Here is a 22,416-nt window from a genome sequence, read left to right as displayed (position 1 = left end):
CCAAACGCCCCAAAACGGTCCGGGTTGCCTTATGCCCCGTTGCGGAAGTCGAGAACGACGCGCCCTGCCACCCGGCCATGTTCGAGATTATCGAAAATGGTGTTGATGTTTTCCAGCCGGTCAGGGCTGACCACGGTGGTCACCTTGCCATCAGTGAAAAAGGACATCGCCTCGATCATGTCGAGCCGCGTGCCCACGATCGAGCCGCGCACCGTGGTGCCGTTCATGACCATGTCAAAGATGGAAAGCGGAAAATCACCGGGCGGCAAGCCGTTGAGCACCACCGTGCCACCGCGCCGCGCATAGCCCACGGCCTGGCTGAAGGCCTTGTCCGACACTGCCGTGACCAGCACGCCATGGGTGCCCCCCGTCTGCGCGCGGATGGTGGCGACCGGGTCTTCCTTGAGCGCATTGACGGTCACGCGCGCGCCAAGCCTGCGGGCTTCGGCCAGTTTCTCATCGCTGATGTCAACAGCGGCCACGTTCAGCCCCATGGCCACGGCATACTGGATGGCCATCTGCCCAAGCCCGCCCGCGCCAGAAATGGCCACCCACTCCCCTGCGCGCGTATCGGTCATCTTCAGGCCCTTGTACACGGTCAGGCCCGCACACAGCACCGGGGCGGTCTTGATGGGGTCAATATCCCTGGGCAGGTGGGCGACGTAATTGGGGTCGGCCACCACATATTCGGCAAAGCAGCCATTGACCGAATAGCCGGTATCCTCCTGCTTTTCGCACAGCGTCTCCCACCCGCCCAGGCAGTGCTCGCAATGCCCGCAGGCGGAATACAGCCACGGCACGCCCACCACGTCACCGGTTTTGATCCAGTTGACGTTGCTGCCCACCTCGACCACGTGGCCAATCCCTTCATGGCCGGGAATGAACGGCGGCTTGGGCTTGGTGGGCCAGTCGCCGCGCGCGGCGTGCAGATCGGTATGGCAGACGCCGCAGGCATCGACCTTGACCAGAATCTGGTTTGCGTTGATCTGCGGAATATCGAGTTCCTCGATCGTCAGCGGCTTGCCGAATTCCCGCACGACTGCCGCCTTCATCTTGCCAACCATCTTGCACCTTCAGTTTCACTGCCCTGAGCGGGCCGGTATTGCACCTTGCCACCCCCGGCCCGGTCAGGGCGATGGGAACAGCATCCGGGGTGTGACTCTTTCACCGGGGCGGCAGATCAACCTTGATCTGTATCAGGCTCGCCCGTGCCGGTGGCGGGCAGCAGACATGCCATCAAGCCCACGGGCCAGATCAGCCACCAGCGCCTCGCCCGCTTCCAGCCCGATATGCAGGCGGCAGGTCGGCCCGGCCTGCGTAACCGACGGGCACTGGCGCGAAATGCCACCCGTAGTGGGCAGGATCAGGCTTTCATACCCCCCCCATGAGGCCCCGATGCCGAACAGGGAAAGCCCGTCGATCATCGCCACCATGTCATCAGCAGTGAACGCGGCATCAAACACCACGCCAAACAGCGAGGACGCGCCGGTGAAGTCGCGCTGCCAGTATTCATGGCCGGGGCACGATGGCAGGGCCGGGTGCAGCACGCGCGCCACCTCGGGCCGCCCCTCAAGCCACAGCGCCACGGCCAGCGCGGTTGCGGCCTGCTGGGCCTGCCGCACGCCCATGGTGCGCAGGCCGCGCAGGGTCAGCGCGCAGTCATCGGGGCCTGCCACCTGCCCTGCCTGAATGGCGGCATCGCGCAGGGGCCGCCAGTCGGCCTCGCGGGCCACCGTCACCGCGCCGATAATGGTATCGGAATGGCCGGAGGGGTATTTGGTCAGCGCCTGCACCGACACATGCGCCCCGTGGGCAAACGGGCTGAACAGGCCGATACCCCATGTATTGTCCACGATCAGGCGCGCGCCGGTTTCAGCCGCAAGGCGGCCCAGCATCGGCACGTCCTGCACCTCGAACGAATGGCTGCCTGGGCTTTCGGCAAAGAGGATGCGGGTATTGGGCTGCATCAGGCCACGCAGCTCGGCCTCGGTCGCGGTGGGGGGGAAGTAGGTGATCTCCACACCAAAGCGGCGCAGAACCTTCTCGGCAAAGCGGCGGGTCGGGCCATAGACGGAATCAGAGAGCAGACAGTGCTCGCCCGCCTGGGCATAGGCCAGGAACGGCAGTGCGCACGCCGCCAGCCCCGAGGGCACGAGCTGCGCATGCGTGCCGCCCTCGATCGTGGCAATGGCCTGCTCCAGCCGGTGGCCAATCGGCGTGCCCATGGCGCCATAGATCAGTTCATCCCCATAGCGGCCCTGACCCGCCTGCTCCATCGCCCCGACGCTGGAGAACAGCACGGTGGAGCCCCGCTCGGCAGGCGGGTTGACGAATACGCCCTTCGCCCCCTGCGGCGCGTCACGGCCAAGGGACACAAGCCGGGGCGAGAGGTCGCGCCAGCCGCGCACCACGCGTTCAAGCAGGTCTGCCGGCACAAGGCCCATCGGATCGGTCATGCTGCCTGTCCGCCCTTACGCGCCACACACGATGGGCGCATCCGGCGTGGAGGCCCATTCCGCCCATGAGCCGTCATACACCACCGGCTCACCCGCCCCCGCCTGCGCGCAGACCAGCGCCAGCGCGATCATGCACGCGGTCATGCCGCTGCCGCACGAGCAGGTGACGGTGGTGGTGTCGGTCACGCCCAGCGTGCCGAATTTTGCCTTCAGCGCGTCAACTGGCAGGAAACGACCGTTTTCATCGAGCAGCTCGCCATAAGGCAGGCTGCGCGCGCCGGGCATGTGCCCTGATTCGATGCCCGCGCGCGGCTCGGGGTCGCGCCCTTCAAAGCGCCCACGGCTGCGGGCATCAAGGATCAGGCCGGGCACGCGCCCGTGCACGATGTCGAGCACATCGCCCGTGCCGTGCAGCCGGTCATAATGCGGGCGACTGACAAAGGGGGCGGGCGTGGTCAGGTCCGGCCCGCTTTCCAGCGGCAGGCCTGCGCTTTTCCATGCGGGCAGGCCGCCTTCGAGCACCTGCACGCTTTCATGGCCGAACAGGCGCGTCAGCCACCACGCGCGCGCGGCGCACGCCATGCCGTCCTGATCATAGAACACGATGCGCTTTGTATTGGCCATGCCGCGCTCGGTGGCCAGGCGGCTGAAACGGGCCTGACCGGGGATGGTATGCGGCAGCGGAGACTCCGGATCGGAAAAACTGTCGATATCAAAGCGCACCGCACCGGCTATATGCGCGTTGGCAAAACGTTGTTGCGGGTCGAAGGCCTGCCCCGGCAGCGCCATGGAGGCATCAAGCACAAGAATATCACCACCATGCTGGATGGCCTGTGACAGATCAGTGGCTGAGATCAGCGGATGCATACCTTCTCCCGGTCTTCAAGGAATTGCGTGTTTGGCAATAAGGTGCAGCATACAGCACGGGAGCGGAAGTGCTGAACATTTGTCTTTCGTTTCATGGCAGGAGGAGATAGGCCACCGATATGGTCGAACGTATCATGATGGGGTTGATGCTGGGGGGGATCGCATTTGGCTGCGTTCTCATCCTCTATCCGTTCCTTACCGCCCTGCTCTGGGCCGCGATCCTGACTTTTTCCACCTGGCCGGTATTCATGCGGCTGCGCGCCCACATGGCGCTGCTGCCCGCGGCCCTGGTCATGACGCTGCTCTGCGCGCTGGTGCTGGTGGTGCCGCTGGCCATCGTGGTGTCGAGCAGCATTGCCGATGTGCCCGCCACGTTGCAGTACATGGTCAACGCCATCGGCGCGCTGCACCTGCCGCCGCTGCCTGCGCGAATTGCCCATATTCCGCATTTCGGCCCCGAAATTGTTGAAAAATGGCAGAAATGGTCGGTCGATGTCGGCAATATAGACCAGGTCGTTCGCCCCTATGCCGGGCGCATCGGGCAGTCGGTGCTCAGCGCCATGATGCAGCTTGCCAGCGGGCTGGCGCATCTGGCCATGGCGCTGTTCATTTCCTTTTTCTTCTGGCTGGGCGGGGATGCGCTGGGCAACACGTTCGTGGCCGTGGTCAGGCGCATCGCGGGCGTTTATGCCGACCGGATACTGGGCATCGTGGGCCGCACCATACGCGGCACGGTTTACGGCATTCTGGGCACGGCCATCATACAGGGCATCCTGACCGGAATCGGCTTCGCCATCGCGGGCATTTCCAGCCCCGTTCTGCTTGGTGCGGTCACCGCCTTTGTCGCGGTGCTGCCCATCGGCGCGCCGCTGATCTGGATTCCCGCTTCCCTGTTCCTGCTCATCACCCACCATCCCGGCTGGGGCATTTTCCTGCTGCTGTATGGCACCATCATCGTATCGGGCGCCGACCACATCATCCGCCCCATGTTCATTGCCCGTGGCGCGCAGATGCCCTACCTGCTGACGGTGCTCGGCGTGCTTGGTGGCGTGCTGACCTTCGGGGGACTGGGCATTTTCCTTGGTCCCGTGCTGATTGGCGTGGGCTATACGCTTACGGCCGAATTCGCGGCGGGTGACGTGCGCCGCCGCAATCCCGTTCCTGATGAAATCCGCGAGCCGTTTATCGAACCATGACCCTTGCCCGCCCCTATCTCCGCCTGCCTTCCGTCCAGCCGCGCCACGGCACGCCGCCCCGGCTGGACCTGACCCCGCCCGCGCGTGAGGGCGATGGGGTCAAGGTCATCAGCTGGAACCTGCTGCGCCGCATTGGCGCCACGGTGCGCGACGTGATCAACCTGATCCACGCCGAGCGCCCGGACCTGCTGCTCATGCAGGAGGCTACGGTGGAAATCGACACCCTGCCCACCCTGATTGGCGGCCACTACGCGCGCTCGCCCCTGCCCGGCCGCATTCACGGGCTGGCGTGCTGGAGCCCGTGGCCCTATCGCCGCCAGCCGCTGACCTGCACCCTGCCCGCAGGCACGCTCATCCGCCGCGTGGCGCAGGTGATCGAATGCCGGTCGCTTGTGGTAGCCAACGTGCATCTTTCGCACGGGCAGCTACTCAATCGCCGTCAGTTGCGCCGCGTGGTGCAGTTGCTGCCACATCAGGCCGCCATATTGGGCGATTTCAATCAGGTTGGCCCGGCGCTGATCCGCCATTTTCATGATGTGGGGCCACGCGCCCCCACCCACCGCATGGCCGACATGCTGCCCATACGCCTCGATCGCTGCCTGGTGCGCGGCCTGACCTGCACCGAGCGGCATGTAATCGAGAACTATGCCTCCGACCACCGGCCCATATCGGTCACGTTGCGCCCCTCGGGCAGTCGCGCCTACAGGTAGGGCAGCATGAGGCGCGCTGCCGCATCGCGCAGCTTGCGCACGAACGGGCGGCGGTCGAGATCATGGTGCGTGAGCCTGATATGGCGGTGGCTGGCGATAAACGCATCAAGGGAGCCTGCCAGCGCGGCGTCATAGGTTTCGAGGTTGATCTCGAAGTTCAGGCGCAGGCTGCGCACATCAAGGTTGGAACTGCCCACGAACGACCAGTGCCGGTCCACCACCATGAGCTTGGAATGGTTGAAAGGCGGCCGCGCCATCCAGATCCGGCACCCCGAATCCAGAAAGCGCGGCAGGTTGGCCGCGCGCGCCCAGTCCAGCAGGGTGTGGTTGCTATGCGCGGGCACCACGATATCCACCTCGATGCCACGCAGCGAGGCCAGTTCCAGTTCGGTGAGGAACCGGTCATCAGGCAGGAAATAGGGCGTCATGAGCCGGATGCTGTGCCGCGCCATGGTGAAGGCCTGGAGCATGGTGTACTCGATCTTTTCCAGATCCATGTCCGGCCCCGCGGTCACGATGCGGCCGGGCGTTTCGCCACAGCTGGGCTGGGGGGGGAAGTAGATCTCAGCCGTCAGTTCCTCGCCCACGGTAAAGGCCCAGTCCCGCGCGAAAGCCTCGCTCAGTTGATGCACGACCGGGCCCGTGAGCTGGAAATGCGTATCGGATACCAGATGCGTGGGACGGGAGGCGGCGATGTTTTCCTCCCCGATGTTCAGGCCGCCCATGAAGCCGGTCAGCCCATCGGTCACCAGAATCTTCTTGTGGTCACGCATGTTGATGAACGGCATGCGCCACGGCAGCATGGAATGCATGAACTGCCCTACCGGCACGCCGGCGCGGCGCAGGATGCGGGCCACCCCGCAATTGAAATACCCCGACCCCACGCCATCGACCAGCACGCGCACCTGCACCCCCCGCCCGTGGGCTGCAATCAGCGCATCACAGAACTGGCGGCCGATGCTGTCGGCGCGGAAAATATAGGAACACAGCAGCACGCTGCGCTGCGCCGCGTTGATGGCATCCAGCATGCGCGGGTAGACCGTGTCACCATCATGCATCGGCTCGATGGCGTTGCCACCCAGCAGCGGCCGACCGGTCAGCTTGCCCACCATGGAGCCGAGCGGGGCGAAGGCCCCCTTCTCGTCGCACCGCCACTGCGAGGACATGGTGCGGCTGCGCCACGGGTGCTGCCCCGCCATGCGTCGTGCGCGCCGGTGCACGCGGTTGATGCCGAACATGAGGTAAAGGATGCCGCCCGTGAGCGGCATGAGCACGGTCACGCCAATCCAGCCGATCGAGGCCCCGACATCGCGCTTGGTCAGGAGCACATGGATCACGACCGGCACCACAAAACAGAGCCGCAGCACAAGCAGGGCCAGATCCCATATGGTCAGGGAATAAAAGATCATTTCACCTCAATCCTGCTCCAGCCCGGTCATGCCCTGCGGATGAAAGCGGTCATGACCCCACATGCTTTTATCCTACCCGCCGGGTTTTACCCAGCCACGCCCCGGTGGGGCAGAACTTATTTTTCAGTTACCTTGTTGATAAATAATAATAAAACTTTCCACCTGTCGCCTTTTGTCAAAAAGGCTGCTCATAATGGCGCTTTAAAATCAAAAGAGGCTTCAAAGAACGCCATCTTTAAAAAAACGTGGCACCCAGAAACAGTTATTGTTTTTTACCAATGATGTGCTTTGAAACACGCCTCTGGAGCCGGATGCCTGCTGGACTGGCATTTCAGAAAACCTGTAAAAACAAAACATGACAGCACGCCCGCCAGCCCTTCATCGCCAGCGCCGTGGCAGGCGCGCCTTTGCCGATGGCCTGGCTGCGGAACACGCCGCCATGGCTGATTTGCGGGCCAGAGGCTGGCAGGTGCTGCTGCACCGCGCCCGCACGCGATGGGGTGAAATTGATATCGTGGCCCTGCGCGGGGGCTGCCTGGCCTTTATCGAGGTCAAGGCGCGCCCTTCCCTGCTGGCAGCGGGCGAATCGATCCGGCCAGCCCAGGTCACGCGCATCATGAATGCGGCGCAGGCACTCTGTGCCGCCAACCCGCACTGGACCTATGACAGCATGCGCCTTGATGTCTGCGCGGTGCTGCCGGGCAATGTCATTGAATGGATACCGGACGCCTTCAGGCAATACTGAGCACGGCTGTCCCGCCAGAATAAAGAATGCCGCCTTCTTGGAAAAAGGCGGCACCCACAAACTTCTATTATATTCCCGAAGGTCTGTTTTTTTAACAGGCCCTCAGGTGCGGTGGCGGATCGGCGCGGGATGGATATGGTGGGTTACGCTGCCATGCGGATGATAGACGATGGTATGCACCATCGTGTGCTGCGTATGGGCGGCGGTGCCATGATGCGCCGCCAGCACCACCGGGGCGGCATGTCCCCGGCCCGCTGCATGGTGATAGGCCACATGGCGTACTGGCGGCGGGGGCGCGATCAGCGCGCCAAGCGTGAGCCGGTCGGCCTCGCTCTCGGTAACCGCATGGGTGCGGGCATGGGCGGGGGTGGCGATGCTTCCAATCAGACCTGCGCCAAGCAGCAGCATTGTAGCAGAACGCAAGTCAGTGTAGCGCATCAGGCCCCCTTGTTTTTTTCAAATGCAGGGGAAAGCTAGGCGAAAGCAGTGGCAGAACGCAAGTGATGTTATGCCCCAAATACAAAACGGGCGGAACATTTCTGCTCCGCCCGCCGTTTTTTACTGCCCTCGGGCCGCCCGGTCAGGCAGCGGCGGTGGCAATGCCCTTCTCGGTCAGGAGCTTTTCAAGCTCGCCGGTCTGGTACATCTCGGTCACGATGTCGCAGCCGCCAATGAACTCGCCCTTGACGTAAAGCTGCGGCACGGTGGGCCAGTTCGAGAAGTCCTTGATGCCCTGGCGCAGCTCGGCGTCGGCCAGCACGTTCTCGGTCTTGAAGGGCACGCCAAGGTGCTTGAGCACCTGCACCACGCGCGCGGAGAAGCCGCACTGCGGGAAGTTGGCGTCACCCTTCATGTACAGCATGACGGGGTTGGCATCGATCTGCGCCTGAATGCGCTGTGCGATTGTTTCGGCCATAATCTTGTTTTCCTGCTTTGGGGGTAAGGATACCGTTTTTTGGTCAGTCGGGCGTCTGGGTCTGGAGTGCCAGGGCGTGCAGCTTGCCGCCCATGTGCCCCTGCAGCGCGTTGTAGACCAGCTGGTGCTGCCGCACGCGGGGCAGGCCGCGAAAGGCCTCGCTCACCACGCGGCAGGCATAGTGGTCGCCATCGCCCGCCAGATCATCGATCGTGATCTTTGCATCCGGCAGAGCCTCGCGGATGTAGGTCTCGATTTCCTGTGCCGTCATTGCCATGTGGCTTAAAACTCCTGCCCTATCGGTCCATCAGTCGCGGAAAGAATTCGGAATGCACCGCGAGCAGACGCGCCTTGGATATTGTGGAGCCGCTAGGCAATGTCAAACCCTCGCCGCCCGAACGGCCCAGCCTGCGGCATGGCACCCCTGCCTGCGCCGCAAGGGTGGCAAGCGCCTGCCCGGCACGCACGGCCACGATGTAGCGCGACTGATCCTCGCCGAACCAGAAGGCCTCGGGGCGCATGCCTGACTGCGGGGCATCGAGCACGCAGCCCGCCTGCCCTGCCATGACCATCTCGGTCACCGCCACCAGCACGCCGCCATCAGCCACATCGTGGCAGGCGACAACCGTGCCATCAAGGATCAGCCCGCGCACGAAATCGCCATTGCGCCGTTCGGCGGCCAGATCGAGTTCAGGCGGCTCGCCATCCTGCGCGCCAAGGATCTCGCGCAGCCAGATCGACTGGCCAAGCTGGCCCTTCGTCTCGCCAAGCAGCATGACATCGCAGCCCCCGGGCATTTCCAGACCAACGGCCTGGCGCACGTTTTCCAGCACGCCAAGGCCGCCAATGGCGGGCGTGGGCAGGATGGACTGCGATGAGCCATCAGGCGCCCGCGTCTCGTTATAAAGCGAGACATTGCCGCTCACGACCGGGAAGTCGAGCGCGCGGCATGCCTCGCCCATGCCGGCAATGGCATCGACGAACTGGCCCATCACCTCCGGCTTTTCAGGCGAGCCGAAGTTGAGGTTGTCAGTCACCGCCAGCGGGCGGGCACCCGTGGCCGTGATGTTGCGCCATGCCTCGGCCACGGCCTGCGCACCGCCCAGCCTGGCGTTGGCGCGGCAGTAGCGCGGCGTGCAGTCGGTGGTCAGCGCCAGGCCGATTTCCGTATCCTCGACCTTGACGATCGCGGCATCGGCAGCCCCCGGCCTGCGCACCGTCTGGCCGCCCACCGTGCTGTCATACTGGTTGTAAACCCACGCGCGGGATGCAAGGTCCGGGCAGCCGATCAACCGGATCAGCGCCTGTTCCACGCCCACGGGGTCGATGATCGGCTCCATGGGCTGCGGCTTTTGCGCAGGCGCGGTGGGGCGATGATAGACCGGGGCCTGATCGGCCAGCGGGGCCAGCGGAATCTCGGCCTCGACCGCGCCCTTGTGGCGGATCACGATATTGCCGGTATCGGTCAGGTGGCCGATGATGGCGAAGTCGAGTTCCCACTTGTCAAAGATGGCGCGGGCCTGCTCGGTGCGATCGGGGCGCAGCACGATCAGCATGCGCTCCTGACTCTCGGACAGCATCATCTCATACGCCGTCATGCCGCGTTCGCGCTGGGGCACGTGGTCAAGGTCGAGGTCGATGCCAACGCCGCCCTTGCCCGCCATCTCGACGGCGGAAGAGGTCAGGCCAGCCGCCCCCATGTCCTGAATGGCCACGATGGCGTCGGTCGCCATCAGTTCAAGGCAGGCCTCGATCAGCAGCTTTTCAACAAACGGGTCGCCCACCTGCACGGTCGGGCGCTTGGCCAGCGCATCCTCATCAAACTCCGAGGACGACATGGTGGCCCCGTGAATGCCGTCGCGCCCCGTCTTGGAGCCGACATAGATCACCGGGTTGCCAACACCTGCCGCAGCCGAGAGGAAGATGCGGTCCTGCCGGGCCACGCCCACGGTCATGGCATTGACGAGCGGGTTGCCATCATAGGCGGGGTGGAAGTTGATCTCGCCGCCCACCGTGGGCACGCCCACGCAGTTGCCGTAGCCCCCCACGCCACGCACCACGCCATCAACAATGCGGCGGGTCTGCGGGTTGTTGGGGTCGCCAAAGCGCAGGGCGTTGAGGTTGGCCACGGGGCGCGCGCCCATGGTGAACACATCACGCAGGATGCCGCCCACGCCGGTGGCAGCGCCCTGATAGGGTTCGATGAAGGAGGGGTGGTTGTGGCTTTCCATCTTGAAGATGGCAGCCAGTCCGTTCCCGATATCAACCACGCCCGCGTTCTCGCCGGGACCGTGGATGACCCATGGCGCCGTGGTGGGCAGGGTCTTGAGATAGGCGCGGGATGATTTGTACGAGCAGTGCTCGGACCACATTACCGAGAAGATGCCCAGTTCCGTAAAGCTGGGCGTGCGGCCCATGATGGACAGGACATTGCCGTATTCTTCCGCCGTCAGGCCGAATTCGCGCGCCAGTGCCTCATCAACGGGGCGTTGTGCCTTTGCACTCATCCGACCAGAGCCTCCACAAGTCCCGTAAACAGGGGTTTACCATCCTCGCCGCCCATCAGCGGATCAACCAGATCCTCCGGATGGGGCATCATGCCGCAGATGCGCAGGTTCTCGCTGAACACACCGGCAATGGCGTTCATCGAGCCATTGGGGTTGATCTGCGGGTCGCCTGCGTCGAGCCGGCCATTCTCCGCCACATAGCGGAAGGCCACGCGACCGGTATCTTCGAGCATGCGGATGGTCTCGGCCTCGGCAATGTAATTGCCATCGCCATGCGCCATGGGGGTGCGGTACACGTCGCCCCTGGCCCAGTGGCGGGTGAACGGCGTGTCGTTACGCTCCACGCGCAGCCAGCAGTCCTGCGACAGGAAGCGCAGCGCCGCGTTGCGCAGCAGCGCGCCGGGCAGGAGCTGCGCTTCGGTCAGGATCTGGAAGCCGTTGCACACGCCAAGGATATGCCCGCCTCTGAGCGCGAATTCACGGATGGCCGCCATGATCGGCGCATGCGCTGCCATGGCGCCACAGCGCAGGTAATCGCCATAGCTGAAGCCGCCGGGCAGCACCACAAGGTCCAGCCCTTCGGGCAGGGCCGTATCACGGTGCCAGACCATGGCCGGGGCCTGCCCGGTCACGCTGCGCAGCGCGATGGCCATGTCACGCTCCCGGTTGGTTCCGGGAAAAACTACAATCGCCGCCTTCATTTGCCGCCGCCGCAGGGATAGGATTCATGCAGCGCCGTAAACACGACCTCGCCCGCCGGGCGGTTCAGGTCGTCGCGGTGCGCCTTCATCCAGTTCACGACCTTGCCGCGCATGTCCGCCGTGGGCGTGGCGGGTGTGATGCAGAAGGCCGGAACGTCCTTGCTGTCCTTTTCCACATTGCGATCGAAAAGGTGCGCAAGCGTTACCGAATCCGCCAGGCCGGAGATGTAGGCATCACAGATGCCGGTGCCTGCGGGCTTGGTGCACAGCGAGCCGAGCCGCGCGCCATCAAGGCGCGAGACGCGCTGGGCGGATGCATGGGCCGCAGGCAGGCCCACGGCCAGCACGCAGCCAAGGGCAAGAAGGCGGGCGATCTTCATCCAACGACCTCCGTGGTGAAATCCTCGATCACGAGATTGGCCAGCAGGGCGCGCGCCATGGCATCAGCCTGCGCGCGGGCGCGCTCGCGGTCGGTCTCATCAATTTCAAGCTCGATCACGCGGCCAATGCGCACCTCGCCCACATTGCCAAAATCGAGCACATGCAGCGCATGTTCCACGGCCTTGCCCTGCGGGTCGAGCACGCCTTCCTTCAGCATGACGGTCACGCGCACCTTCATTGCATTACCTCCGGTCCCTTCATGTCGGAATTCGTGGCCTCGGGCAGGATACCCAGGCGCATCGCAACTTCCTGATAAGCTTCTTCAACCTTGCCCATGTCCTTGCGGAAACGGTCCTTGTCCAGCTTCTCGCTGGTCTTGGCATCCCACAGGCGGCAGTTATCGGGCGAGATTTCATCCGCCAGAACGATGCGCATGTTGTCGCCCTCGAACAGGCGGCCGAATTCCAGCTTGAAATCGACAAGAATGATGCCGATGCCCATGAACAGGCCGCACAGGAAGTCGTTCACGCGCATGCTCAGCGCCACGATGTCTTCCATGTCGTGCGGGCAGGCCCAGCCGAATGCGGTGATGTGCTCTTCGCTTACCATCGGGTCGTTCAGGGCATCGTTCTTGTAGTAGAACTCGATGATGGGGCGCGGCAGGCGCGTGCCTTCCTGGATGCCCAGCCGCTTGGACAGCGAGCCCGCCGCCACGTTGCGCACCACGACCTCAAGCGGAATGATCTCGACTTCGCGGATCAGCTGCTCACGCATGTTGAGGCGGCGGATGAAATGGGTGGGAATCCCGATATCGTGCAGGCGCAGCATGAGGTGTTCGCTGATACGGTTGTTCAGCACCCCCTTGCCGGTGATGATGCCCTTTTTCGCGCCGTTGCCGGCGCTGGCGTCATCCTTGAAATACTGCACGAGCGTGCCCGGCTCGGGGCCCTCGAAAAGGATCTTGGCTTTTCCTTCGTAAAGCTGGCGGCGGCGGCCCATACTTGTCCTTCACATAACGCTGTGGGGACGGGCCGGGAGCGGCCCCTCCCCTGATCTGCAGGATCAGTTTGCGGCATGATCCCCAATGGTCCGCATGCCATAGCAGCGTTCCGGGCGGGAAGATACCATATTTACCTCAGGCCCGTGGCTGTGGCGCCCCGAGGTCTATGGGCTGGTAGCCCACGCGGTCCGGGGCCCCTGCGGCAAAGAACCACGACCGGCGGCCATCGCCTGCCACCCCGATGGCCGATGAACTGCACGTGCCAAAACCCGAGCGCGGCGGGATGTTGAGTTCACTGCCCGCAGGCAGCGAGCGGTCGGCGAGCAGCGTGGTCCAGGCTGCCCATTCCGGCGGCACGGGCCGGTGCGCTGCCCGAAAGCGCGGCAGGTGGCGGGCAATGCGCGGCATGCCCATGTCATCGGGGTCGGTGGTGGCGACCATGTGCACGCCGGGCGCGAGCGCCTCGATTTGCGGCTGGCCATAACCGGGGCCACGGATGAAGAACGCATCCGCCCGGTCCGCCACGATCATGTTGAACGAGCGCCATGCCCCTGCATCGATGGTGGCAATGTGTTCCACCGCCGCCCGCGCCGTATCAAACCGGCCTGCCAGCAGCGGCAGCGCGCCCCGCGAGTTCTTGCCCGGCATGGGGCCGAGGCTACCCACGCGGTTCATGATGCCTGCCACAACGCCTGCATCATTGAGCGTGAGCCACGAGCCCCCGGCCACCTGGTCCTGCCCGCCAATGACGTTGGGCTGGTCGGCCCAGTGCCGCCCCGGCGGCAGCCAGGGCCGGTCGAGGCGTTCGTCACGGTTGGCCGCCATGAGCAGCGGCCAGTCCTGATCCGGATCGTGGGAAATGACGACTGTGCACACGCCTCGATATCCTGCTGCTGTTTTCCGTCAGGGCACGGGGCATCAGCTCCGTGCGGGGCCTGCCTCACCAAACACGCGGGTGAAGGTGTGGTCGATCTTGCCCAGATGGGCATTGCTGTCCATCGCCGCATCAAGCACTTCCGCCGGAACCCGGCCTGCAACCTCGGGGTCGGCGGCAAGATTCTCGCGGAAGGTCTTTCCATCCTTGTGGCCCAGCTTTGTCCATGTTTCCATGGCGTTGCGCTGTACGATGCGGTACGCATCCTCACGCAGGATGCCCGCGCGCGCAAGGGCCAGCAGCACCTCGCCCGAATGCACCACGCCACCGAGGCTCTCGATATTGGCCTGCATCTGGTCGGGATAGACCACCAGCTTTTCCATCATGCCCGCAAGGCGCATGAGCGCGAAATCAAGGCCGATCGTGCCATCGGGGCAGATGTTACGCTCGACGGAGGAGTGGCTGATGTCACGCTCGTGCCACAGCGCCACGTTCTCGAGCGCGGGAATGACATGCGAGCGCACCAGGCGCGCAAGGCCGGTCAGGTTTTCCGACAGCACGGGGTTGCGCTTGTGCGGCATGGCCGAGGAGCCCTTCTGCCCCTTGTGGAAGAACTCTTCCGCCTCGCGCACTTCCGAGCGCTGGAGGTGGCGCACTTCGGTGGCCAGCCGCTCGATGCCGCTGGCAATGACCGCGAGCGCGCAGAAATAGGCCGCATGCCGGTCACGCGGGATGACCTGGGTGGACACGTCCTCGGGCTTCAGGCCCAGCTTCTTCGCCACGTAGTCCTCAACGCGGGGGTCGATATGGGCGTAGGTGCCCACCGCGCCCGAAATGGCGCAGACGGCAATTTCCTCACGCGCGCGAACCAGACGCTCACGGTTGCGGGCGAACTCGGCATAATGGCCCGCGATCTTCAGGCCAAATGAGGTTGGCTCGGCGTGGATGGCGTGGCTGCGGCCGATGGTGAGCGTGTATTTGTGCTCGAACGCGCGGCGCTTGAGCGCTGCGAGCACGGCATCGACATCCTGCAAAAGCAGGTCTGTCGCCTGCACCATCTGCACCGACAGGCAGGTGTCGAGCACATCCGACGAGGTCATGCCCAGATGCACGAAGCGGCTGTCCGGCCCGACCTTCTCGGCTAGCCAGGTCAGGAAGGCAATGACATCGTGGCGGGTTTCGGCCTCGATCTCGTCAATGCGGTCAAGATCGGCCTGCGAGAAGGCGGCCATGGCGGCGTCGCCCTTTTCGCGGATGGTCTTGGCGGCCTCGGCTGGGATCGCGCCGTATTCCGCCATGGCCTCGCAGGCGAGGGCCTCGATCTCGAACCAGATGCGGTAGCGGTTCTCGGGGGACCAGATGGCGGCCATGACGGGGCGGGTATAGCGCGGTACCATGTTCTCGGGCTTCCTTGGCTCAAAAAAGCGACACAATCAGGATCAGGCCGCCTTCCTAGCCAATTCTGGCGCGTGCGTCTCCCTTATATTCACGCCGCTTTCTGCGCATGGCATATAATCTGTCATGACAGGCATGATTGCATGTTATCCACGCCCGGCGGCATAAAGTACCTGTCACGCCCGCCACGCCCTGCGGCGACAAGACCTTTCCTTCAGGAACCCCTCTGCCCATGTCAGCCATTTTTTCTCCTTCCTCCCTTTACGCACTGGCCCAGGTTATCCTGATTGACGTGACCCTGGCGGGTGATAACGCCATCGTCGTGGGCATGGCGGTGCGCAACCTGCCGCAGAAGTCACGCCGAATCGCCATATTGTGCGGCGTGCTGGGGGCGGCGGTCATCCGCATCGGGCTGGCGCTGGTGGCGGTCAGGCTGCTGGCCATCATCGGGCTGACACTGGCGGGCGGCCTTCTGCTGATGTGGGTGTGCTGGCGCATGTTCCGCGAGATGCGCGGCGATACCCATGCCGAAACGGATACCCCTGCCCCCGGTTCCCTGCGTAACGCCATCATCCGCATCATCGTGGCCGACCTGTCCATGAGCCTGGACAACGTGCTGGCCGTGGCGGGGGCTGCGGGCGAGCATATGGGCGTGCTGGTGAGCGGGCTGGTCATATCGGTGGTGCTGATGGCGGTCGCGGCCTCGCTCATCGCCAGGCTGCTGGAGCGGTACAAATGGATTTCATGGGTGGGGCTGCTGGTAGTGCTCGCCGTGGCCATTGAACTCATCGTCAAGGGCGGTGGCGAGGTCTGGGCGCATGTGGGGCATGGCGGCTGATGCCATACCTGACCTCCGTCCGCCTGCGCCAATGGGGCCGGACGGCCTGCCTTGCCACCATCATGGCGGGGCTGGCCGCCCCTGCCCCGGCAGCCACGGCACCGGCTGAAGGCGACTGGCCCACGCCGCGACAGGCCGCCACCGGCAATGCCGATGACGATCCCATCGCGGCCAAGCTGCTGGTCTATCTGCGCCTGCTCTCGGGTGCTGGCGGCACGGCGGAGGAATACACCACCTTCCTGAACGAAAACCCCGCATGGCCCCAGCGTGGCCTCCTGCTTGCCCACTACCAGCAGGCGCTGGCGGGGGAAGCGGATGATGCGGTGGCGGGCGCGCTGTGCCCCCGCCTGCCGCTGACGGACGTGCACGCCCTGCTGCGCTGCGCCCATGCCACCCCTGCCCCCGAAAAACTGGCGGCATGGGTACGCGATACATGGATCAACCGCGCCGACAGCCCCACCGATGCGCAGGCCCTGCTGGCAGCCTTCGGGCCACAGTTGACGCCACAGGACCACTGGCAGCGCTTTGACCGGCAGGAACGCGCGGGCAGGATTGATGCCGCCACCCGGCAGATGGCGCTGCTTGAAGCCACGCAGCAGCCCGTGGCCCGCGCGCGCCTGGCCTTTCGCCGCAACGACCCGCTGGCGGAAGATACCCTGAGCGCCCTGCCGCCCGAGCAACTGGCCGATGGCGCGCTGGTTCTTGACCAGTTGCGCTGGCTGCATCACGCGCAACGCCTCGATGAGGCGCTGGCCCTGTGGCGCGCCCGTGGCGTGGATACCGAAAAACAGCAGACCCCCGCCATTGCCACCGTGTTCTGGCGCGAGCGTGACGGGCTGGCGCGTGACCTTTTGCTGGCCCACCGGGTAGATGACGCGCTGTTCATGGCCAGCGACACGGCGGATATCGGCCCGGCCAACCATTATGATGCCCTGTTCCTCGCAGGCTGGATCCGGCTGGAATACCTGCATGATGCCGAGCACGCACAGGCCGATTTTGCTCCGCTGGCGCAGGCGGTGCCGGTCATTACCCGCAGCCGGGGGCTGTTCTGGGCAGGTCGCGCGCTCTGGGCCCGCGGGCGCCACGGCCCGGCCCGCGCGCAATGGACGCAGGCCGCAACGCTTGCCAACACCTTTTATGGCCAGATGGCCATAGAATGGCTGGCAGGCAACCACGCCAACCAGCTCATTACGCCTGACAAGGCGGGCCGCCAGATCCGCGCGCAACTGCTGCGCGAGAGCGAACCCACCCCCAGCGTGGCTGATTCCGTGCGGTTCGATACCACCGACCTGGCCCGCGCGGCCGAGATCCTCGTGGCATGGAACGACCGCCACCATGCGCGTGACTTCGTTCTTGCGCTTGATGCGCAGGGCACCAGCCCCATCACCCACGTGCTCGCCGCCCGCATGGCCACCCGCCTTGGCATACCCGATGCCGCCGTGATGGTGGCCCGGCTGGCAGGCAAGGATGGGCTGACACTGGTGCATGAGGGCTGGCCCCGCGCCTGCGCGCCGCCCACGAGCACCCTGCCGCCCGACGTGGAACTGGCCATAACCCGGCAGGAAAGCGGGTTTGACGCAGGCGTGGTCAGCCCCGCCCACGCGGTTGGCCTGATGCAGCTGCTCGTGCCCACCGCGCGTGAAGTGGCGCGCAAGGCGGGCCTGAACGTAAATGTCAGCGCCGCCAGCCTGACCAACCCGGACCTGAACATGCAGCTTGGCGCCGCCTACCTGGCCGATATTGCCCAGCGCGTGGGCGGTGCCGTGCCCTACGTGGCCGCCGCCTATAACGCAGGCCCCCACCGCACCGATGGCTGGCTGCTCACCCTGGGCAATCCCGCGCGCGACACCCCGGTGCCCGATGCCATGCTGGACTGGATCGAGAGCATCCCCTTTGGCGAGACGCGCAACTACGTGGAGCGGGTGGAGGAAAACATGGCCATCTATCAGGCGACCGACCCGGCGCTGGGGGCAGGCTGATGGCGTTTTCACCCGCACGCTTCATTGCCAGCTTCTGTGGCACCGGCTTTGCGCCGCGCGCGCCGGGCACGGTCGGTTCGCTTGCCGCCCTGATCGTGGGCGTGCCGCTGCTGGGGCAATGGCTATGGATGGCGCTGGCCGTGCTGGTGGTGACCTTTGTGGGCTACCGCGCCACGCAGCTTGCCTCAGGCGGGGAAGATCACGGCTGGATCGTGATTGATGAGGTGGCGGGCATGTGGATCGCCATGTTCCCCCTCGCCCCGCTGCCCCTTTATGGCCTGCGCTGGGCCGATGGGCTGTGGCTGGCGCTGGCCTTCGCCCTGTTCCGCCTGTTTGACATTACCAAGCCCGGCCCGGTGGGCTGGTTCGACCGCAGGCATGATGCGCTGGGCATCATGGGCGATGACGTGGTGGCCGGAATCATGGCCGCCGCGATCCTGGCAGGCATCCGTTGCCTTGCCTGATGCGTTGACGCCCCTGAAAGAGGAGAATGCCGCGGATGTTACCTGACACCTTTCTGGGCCACATGCCCGATGCCCTGGCCCGCCTGCGCGCCGCAGGCCAGCGTGTTGTCACGGCGGAAAGCTGCACCGGCGGGCTGCTGGCCGCCGCCCTGACCGAGGCCGCTGGCGCGTCCGATGTCGTGTGCGGCGGTTTTGTCACCTACTCCAACAGCATGAAGCACCATGCGCTGGGCGTGCCGCTGAAACTGCTGGAAGAATACGGCGCGGTCAGCCGCGAAGTGGCCGCCGCCATGGCGCAGGGCGCGTTGGGCCATGCGCCCGATGCCAACCTGTCGGTCGCCATTACCGGCGTTGCAGGCCCCGGCGGGGCCACGTCGGGCAAGCCGGTGGGGCTGGTGTGGTTTGCCGTGGCTGGCAGCGGCACGGTCCATACGGTCTCGCACAATTTTGCGGGCGAGCGGTGGGATATACGCACCCAGGCCGTGCGCGCGGCCCTTGGCCTGCTGCTTGATCATGCGGGCCGACTGGCGGCGGAATGAGGGCAACACAATAACAAAAGTTTCCGGAGCTACCTTTTGTCAAAAAGGCGCAACCAGAAACTTTCTTCTATCCTAACGCAATCTAGTATCCGGCCACCGTGCTGCCGGTTTCCGGCACGCGGATGGGGCTTGCGGTCTGGCCCGTGCCCTGCGCCTGCACCGGGTGGCCTGCGGATGCAACCGGCGCGGGGGCCTGAAGCGAGGCGCGGGCCTTCTGCAGGCTCTGCTCGTTCAGGTCAGCGGTCTCGGCATCGCTGCCGGGCGCGGGGGCTTCCGCCTTGCGCGGCGCGGGCGAGGCGGCATGGGCCAGCGGGGCCGCGCACACAAGGGCCGCCCCCAGAAGGGCGGGGAGAATCCTGTTCATGAAGTGTTTTTCCCTGTCGTCGATACGGGCGGATCAGGCGTTGCCTGCCTTGGCGGCGCTCACCTGCGCGGGCTCGGCGGCGGGCGGCGGGCCATAGATGTCACGCGCACGGCGGATGAAGGCCGAGACCATGAGGCGCACGGCCTCGTTGAACACCACCCCGATCGCAGCCTGCAACAGGCGGGACTTGAACTCGAAATCCACGAAGAAATCGACCAGGCAGCCACGCGGCTCGGGCGTGAAGGTCCAGACGTTGTTGAGGTAACGGAATGGCCCCTTCTCGTAGCTGACGCGGATGGTGCTGGGCGCCTCGAGCAGGACACGGCTGGTAAATGTCTCGCGGAAGGGGCCGAACCCGATGGTCAGGTCAGCCACCAGATCGGTCGCGGTGCGCGTGCGCACGCGGGCACTGGTGCACCACGGCAGGAACTGGGGATATTTCCCGACGTCGGCCACCAGTTCAAAAAGCTGGCTGGGCGAATAGGCAATAAGCCGACGTTCGGCATGGGTGGGCATCTACTTGATCTCCATTGCGCCACGCTCTGCCTTCAGGCGTTGCTCACGTGCGGCGCGTAGCTGCGCAAAATCTGAATCCGCATGGTACGACGACCGGGTCAGGGGCGAGGAACTGACCTGCAAAAAGCCCTTCACCCGGGCCATGCCCGCATAATCGGCAAATTCCTCAGGCGTTACAAACCGGGCCACCGCCGCATGCTTGACCGTAGGCTGGAGATATTGCCCCAGGGTGATGAAATCAACGTCCGCAATACGCAGGTCATCCATGACCTGCAGGATTTCGGGCCGTTCCTCGCCCAGACCCAGCATCAATCCCGATTTTGTGAAGATGGAGGGGTCCATCCGCTTCACGTCATCAAGCAGGCGCATCGACTGGTAGTACCGCGCGCCGGGGCGGATGGTGGTGTACAGCCGGGGCACGGTCTCGAGGTTATGGTTGAACACATCGGGCCGGGCGCGGACCACCACCTCAAGCGCGCCGGGCTTGCGCAGGAAATCGGGTGTCAGGATCTCGATGGTGGTGTCGGGCGCACTCGCGCGGATTGCGCCGATCACGCGGGCGAAGTGCTGCGCGCCCCCATCAGGCAGGTCATCACGGTCTACCGATGTAATGACCACATGCCGCAGGCCCAGTTTGGCCACGGCATCGGCCACGCGCCCGGGCTCATCCGCATCAAGCGCGTTGGGCAGGCCGGTGGTGACATTGCAGAACGCGCAGGCGCGGGTGCAGATCTCGCCCATGATCATCATGGTGGCGTGGCGCTGCGACCAGCATTCGCCAATATTGGGGCAGGCCGCCTCCTCGCACACGGTCACGAGGTTGTTGTCGCGCATGAGCTTGCGCGTCTCGTGATAGGTGGGGTGGTTGGGTGCCCGCACGCGGATCCACTCTGGCTTGCGGGCGATGGGGTTATCGGGCCTGTGCGCCTTTTCTGGATGGCGCAGCGTGGCTTCACCCTTCTTGCGGTGGTCGATCATCAAACGCACGGACATGATGCAAAAAATCCCGTAAACAGGCAGATAACCAGAAGTGAAACGCCTGCCGCGCGACGTCAAGCATTCTTGCCGCCCTGAGCCGGGCGCAGGATCACATCCGCACGATCAGGGTGCGGTATGGCCCTGCCCCCGGCTTTCAGTGGGGGGGTCAGATATGCAGCGCCCCGTCATACGCGGCCAGCACGGCCTCGTGCATGGTCTCCGATATGGTGGGGTGCGGGAAGACCGTTTCCTTCAGTTCGCCATCGGTCAGTTCACCCGTGCGGGCGATCACGTAGCCCTGGATCATCTCGGTCACTTCCGCGCCAACCATGTGGGCGCCAAGCAGTTCGCCCGTGGCGTCATCAAAGATGGTCTTGACCATGCCCTCGGGCTCGCCCATCGCAATCGCCTTGCCATTGCCGATGAACGGGAAGCGACCCACGCGGATCCTGTAACCCACTGCCTTCGCCTTCTCCTCGGTCAGGCCGACGGAGGCCACCTGGGGGCGGCAGTAGGTGCAGCCGGGAATGTTCATGGGGCTGATCGGATGAACCTGGCGGCCCGCGATTAGTTCCGCCACCATTACGCCCTCATGGCTGGCCTTGTGGGCAAGCCAGGGCGGAGCCGCGATATCGCCAATGGCGAACACGCCCTTCTCGCCCGTGCGGCAGTAGGGATCGACCGTGATGTGGGTGCGGTCCACCTTGATGGAAGTGCCCTCAAGGCCGATATTCTCGACATTGCCGACAATACCCACCGCCGAGATCACGCGCTCGACCGTAACGGGCGCGGTCTTGCCGCCAGCAGTTATGTCTATCGTAACCGAATTCTCGGCTTTGGTGACCTTGCCCAGCGTCGCCCCGGTCAGGATCTTCATGCCCTGCTTTTCCAGCGCCTTGCGCGCAAAGCCGCTGATCTCGGCATCTTCCACCGGCAGGATGCGCTCAGCGACTTCCACAATGGTCACCTCTGCCCCCATATTGCGGTAGAAGGAGGCGAACTCCACGCCAATCGCGCCCGAGCCGATCACCAGCAGGCTGCGCGGCATGGCCTTTGGCACCATGGCCTCGCGGTAGGACCAGACCAGCTTGCCGTCAGGCTCAAGCCCCGGCAGCACGCGGGCGCGGGCACCAGTGGCCACGATCACGTTCGGCGCGGTCAGCACGGTGGTCTCCCTGCCCTCCACGCTGACCGAGACCTTGCGGTTGGCCCCAGCCGTTCCGGCCAGCTTGCCAAAACCGCTGATGACCGTGACCTTGTGCTTTTTAAGCAGGTGGGCAACACCTGCCGAAAGCTGCGCCGAGACGGCACGCGAGCGCTTGACCACCTTGTCAAAGTCAAAGCGCACGTTATCCGCAGCAAACCCGAACTCGCCAAGGTTGTGCAGCAGGTGGTTGATCTCGGAGGCGCGCAGCAGCGCCTTGGTGGGAATGCAGCCCCAGTTGAGGCAGATGCCGCCAAGGGCCGCGGCTTCCACCACCGCGACCTTCAGCTTGAGCTGGGCCGCGCGGATGGCCGCGACATACCCGCCGGGGCCGCCGCCAATAACAATCACATCAAACTGTGTGGTGCTCATTGAAC

General features: G+C 64.8%; 26 protein-coding genes. 8 read left to right on the top strand and 18 right to left on the bottom strand.

All coding sequences use genetic code 11. The features are described 5' to 3' along the window. Window positions 1–29: 29 nt before the first annotated feature. From adhP to R5N89_RS05055, 3 genes are all read right to left on the bottom strand, one after another. Window positions 30–1,064, bottom strand: a complete 1,035-nt coding sequence (gene adhP / locus R5N89_RS05065) for an alcohol dehydrogenase AdhP (RefSeq protein ID WP_110569184.1) — start codon at window positions 1,062–1,064, stop codon at window positions 30–32. A gap of 132 nt (window positions 1,065–1,196) precedes the next feature. Next, window positions 1,197–2,456: a cystathionine beta-lyase gene (metC, locus tag R5N89_RS05060; RefSeq protein ID WP_110569185.1), complete on the bottom strand. Its 1,260-nt coding sequence runs from the start codon at window positions 2,454–2,456 to the stop codon at window positions 1,197–1,199. A gap of 15 nt (window positions 2,457–2,471) precedes the next feature. After that, the gene (locus tag R5N89_RS05055; RefSeq protein ID WP_110569186.1) at window positions 2,472–3,323 is read right to left on the bottom strand and encodes a sulfurtransferase; all 852 of its coding nucleotides are present in this window, start codon (window positions 3,321–3,323) and stop codon (window positions 2,472–2,474) included. Between the two features lie 119 nt (window positions 3,324–3,442). On the opposite strand from R5N89_RS05055, the gene R5N89_RS05050 reads away from it, so the two are divergent. Beyond that, complete coding sequence (locus tag R5N89_RS05050; RefSeq protein WP_110569187.1) at window positions 3,443–4,519, top strand: AI-2E family transporter; 1,077 nt, start codon at window positions 3,443–3,445, stop codon at window positions 4,517–4,519. Further along, a complete protein-coding gene (locus tag R5N89_RS05045; RefSeq protein ID WP_110569188.1) occupies window positions 4,516–5,229 on the top strand; it encodes an endonuclease/exonuclease/phosphatase family protein in 714 nt (237 codons plus the stop codon). Before R5N89_RS05050 ends, R5N89_RS05045 begins: the two co-directional genes overlap by 4 nt. Here R5N89_RS05045 and cls read toward each other — a convergent pair. Then, complete coding sequence (cls, locus tag R5N89_RS05040; RefSeq protein ID WP_110569189.1) at window positions 5,220–6,638, bottom strand: cardiolipin synthase; 1,419 nt, start codon at window positions 6,636–6,638, stop codon at window positions 5,220–5,222. The two genes, R5N89_RS05045 and cls, sit on opposite strands and share 10 nt — an antisense overlap. Before the next feature lie 51 nt (window positions 6,639–6,689). Here cls and R5N89_RS05035 point away from each other — a divergent pair, with 51 nt between their 5' ends. Continuing rightward, window positions 6,690–6,920, top strand: coding sequence for a hypothetical protein (locus tag R5N89_RS05035; protein WP_146220205.1), 231 nt, complete (start codon window positions 6,690–6,692; stop codon window positions 6,918–6,920). A 73-nt stretch (window positions 6,921–6,993) separates the two neighbouring features. Continuing rightward, window positions 6,994–7,383 (top strand): YraN family protein, encoded by a 390-nt coding sequence (locus tag R5N89_RS05030; RefSeq protein WP_208624688.1) that lies wholly within the window; start codon window positions 6,994–6,996, stop codon window positions 7,381–7,383. Between the two features lie 102 nt (window positions 7,384–7,485). On the opposite strand, the gene R5N89_RS05025 is transcribed toward R5N89_RS05030, so the two are convergent. The 10 genes from R5N89_RS05025 to purB form a co-directional block, all read right to left on the bottom strand. Beyond that, window positions 7,486–7,821, bottom strand: a complete 336-nt coding sequence (locus R5N89_RS05025) for a hypothetical protein (RefSeq protein ID WP_208624689.1) — start codon at window positions 7,819–7,821, stop codon at window positions 7,486–7,488. 142 nt (window positions 7,822–7,963) lie between these two features. Next, window positions 7,964–8,299, bottom strand: coding sequence for a Grx4 family monothiol glutaredoxin (grxD, locus tag R5N89_RS05020; protein WP_078524283.1), 336 nt, complete (start codon window positions 8,297–8,299; stop codon window positions 7,964–7,966). A 43-nt stretch (window positions 8,300–8,342) separates the two neighbouring features. Continuing rightward, window positions 8,343–8,576 carry a BolA family protein gene (locus tag R5N89_RS05015; protein WP_010514265.1) on the bottom strand — a complete coding sequence of 78 codons (234 nt, stop codon included), beginning with the start codon at window positions 8,574–8,576 and terminating at the stop codon, window positions 8,343–8,345. Window positions 8,577–8,595: 19 nt separating this feature from the next. Then, complete coding sequence (gene purL / locus R5N89_RS05010; RefSeq protein ID WP_110569191.1) at window positions 8,596–10,806, bottom strand: phosphoribosylformylglycinamidine synthase subunit PurL; 2,211 nt, start codon at window positions 10,804–10,806, stop codon at window positions 8,596–8,598. Next, window positions 10,803–11,507 carry a phosphoribosylformylglycinamidine synthase subunit PurQ gene (purQ, locus tag R5N89_RS05005; RefSeq protein ID WP_110569192.1) on the bottom strand — a complete coding sequence of 235 codons (705 nt, stop codon included), beginning with the start codon at window positions 11,505–11,507 and terminating at the stop codon, window positions 10,803–10,805. Before purQ ends, purL begins: the two co-directional genes overlap by 4 nt. Further along, window positions 11,504–11,887, bottom strand: coding sequence for a Rap1a/Tai family immunity protein (locus R5N89_RS05000; protein ID WP_110569193.1), 384 nt, complete (start codon window positions 11,885–11,887; stop codon window positions 11,504–11,506). Before R5N89_RS05000 ends, purQ begins: the two co-directional genes overlap by 4 nt. Further along, the gene (gene purS, locus R5N89_RS04995; RefSeq protein ID WP_110569194.1) at window positions 11,884–12,126 is read right to left on the bottom strand and encodes a phosphoribosylformylglycinamidine synthase subunit PurS; all 243 of its coding nucleotides are present in this window, start codon (window positions 12,124–12,126) and stop codon (window positions 11,884–11,886) included. The genes R5N89_RS05000 and purS overlap by 4 nt, the downstream gene beginning before the upstream one ends. After that, the gene (gene purC / locus R5N89_RS04990) at window positions 12,123–12,887 is read right to left on the bottom strand and encodes a phosphoribosylaminoimidazolesuccinocarboxamide synthase (RefSeq protein ID WP_061274201.1); all 765 of its coding nucleotides are present in this window, start codon (window positions 12,885–12,887) and stop codon (window positions 12,123–12,125) included. The genes purS and purC overlap by 4 nt, the downstream gene beginning before the upstream one ends. A 136-nt stretch (window positions 12,888–13,023) precedes the next feature. After that, window positions 13,024–13,764, bottom strand: coding sequence for an NRDE family protein (locus R5N89_RS04985; protein ID WP_110569195.1), 741 nt, complete (start codon window positions 13,762–13,764; stop codon window positions 13,024–13,026). Window positions 13,765–13,806: 42 nt separating this feature from the next. Beyond that, window positions 13,807–15,159, bottom strand: a complete 1,353-nt coding sequence (purB, locus tag R5N89_RS04980; RefSeq protein WP_110569196.1) for an adenylosuccinate lyase — start codon at window positions 15,157–15,159, stop codon at window positions 13,807–13,809. A gap of 230 nt (window positions 15,160–15,389) precedes the next feature. Here purB and R5N89_RS04975 point away from each other — a divergent pair, with 230 nt between their 5' ends. From R5N89_RS04975 to R5N89_RS04960, 4 genes are read left to right on the top strand one after another with little or no spacing between them, the layout of a single operon-like run. Beyond that, window positions 15,390–15,995, top strand: coding sequence for a YjbE family putative metal transport protein (locus R5N89_RS04975; protein WP_110569197.1), 606 nt, complete (start codon window positions 15,390–15,392; stop codon window positions 15,993–15,995). Next, on the top strand, window positions 15,995–17,974 hold the full coding sequence (locus R5N89_RS04970) for a lytic transglycosylase domain-containing protein (RefSeq protein WP_110569198.1): 1,980 nt from the start codon (window positions 15,995–15,997) through the stop codon (window positions 17,972–17,974). Before R5N89_RS04975 ends, R5N89_RS04970 begins: the two co-directional genes overlap by 1 nt. Further along, window positions 17,974–18,438 (top strand): phosphatidylglycerophosphatase A, encoded by a 465-nt coding sequence (locus R5N89_RS04965; RefSeq protein WP_110569199.1) that lies wholly within the window; start codon window positions 17,974–17,976, stop codon window positions 18,436–18,438. The genes R5N89_RS04970 and R5N89_RS04965 overlap by 1 nt, the downstream gene beginning before the upstream one ends. 35 nt (window positions 18,439–18,473) lie before the next feature. Beyond that, window positions 18,474–18,977 (top strand): CinA family protein, encoded by a 504-nt coding sequence (locus R5N89_RS04960; RefSeq protein ID WP_110569277.1) that lies wholly within the window; start codon window positions 18,474–18,476, stop codon window positions 18,975–18,977. A gap of 82 nt (window positions 18,978–19,059) precedes the next feature. Here R5N89_RS04960 and R5N89_RS04955 read toward each other — a convergent pair whose 3' ends face one another. The 4 genes from R5N89_RS04955 to lpdA form a co-directional block, all read right to left on the bottom strand. Beyond that, window positions 19,060–19,341, bottom strand: coding sequence for a hypothetical protein (locus R5N89_RS04955; protein WP_110569200.1), 282 nt, complete (start codon window positions 19,339–19,341; stop codon window positions 19,060–19,062). Window positions 19,342–19,374: 33 nt separating this feature from the next. Next, the gene (locus R5N89_RS04950; RefSeq protein WP_110569201.1) at window positions 19,375–19,857 is read right to left on the bottom strand and encodes a type II toxin-antitoxin system RatA family toxin; all 483 of its coding nucleotides are present in this window, start codon (window positions 19,855–19,857) and stop codon (window positions 19,375–19,377) included. Beyond that, complete coding sequence (gene lipA / locus R5N89_RS04945) at window positions 19,858–20,850, bottom strand: lipoyl synthase (protein WP_110569202.1); 993 nt, start codon at window positions 20,848–20,850, stop codon at window positions 19,858–19,860. Window positions 20,851–21,001: 151 nt separating this feature from the next. Further along, window positions 21,002–22,411, bottom strand: coding sequence for a dihydrolipoyl dehydrogenase (gene lpdA / locus R5N89_RS04940; protein ID WP_110569203.1), 1,410 nt, complete (start codon window positions 22,409–22,411; stop codon window positions 21,002–21,004). Window positions 22,412–22,416 lie beyond the last annotated feature (5 nt).

It is taken from the genome of Komagataeibacter sucrofermentans DSM 15973 (assembly GCF_040581405.1).
In the GTDB taxonomy this organism is placed as follows: Bacteria; Pseudomonadota; Alphaproteobacteria; order Acetobacterales; family Acetobacteraceae; genus Komagataeibacter; species Komagataeibacter sucrofermentans.
This window is presented reverse-complemented; position numbering and strand designations above follow the sequence as displayed.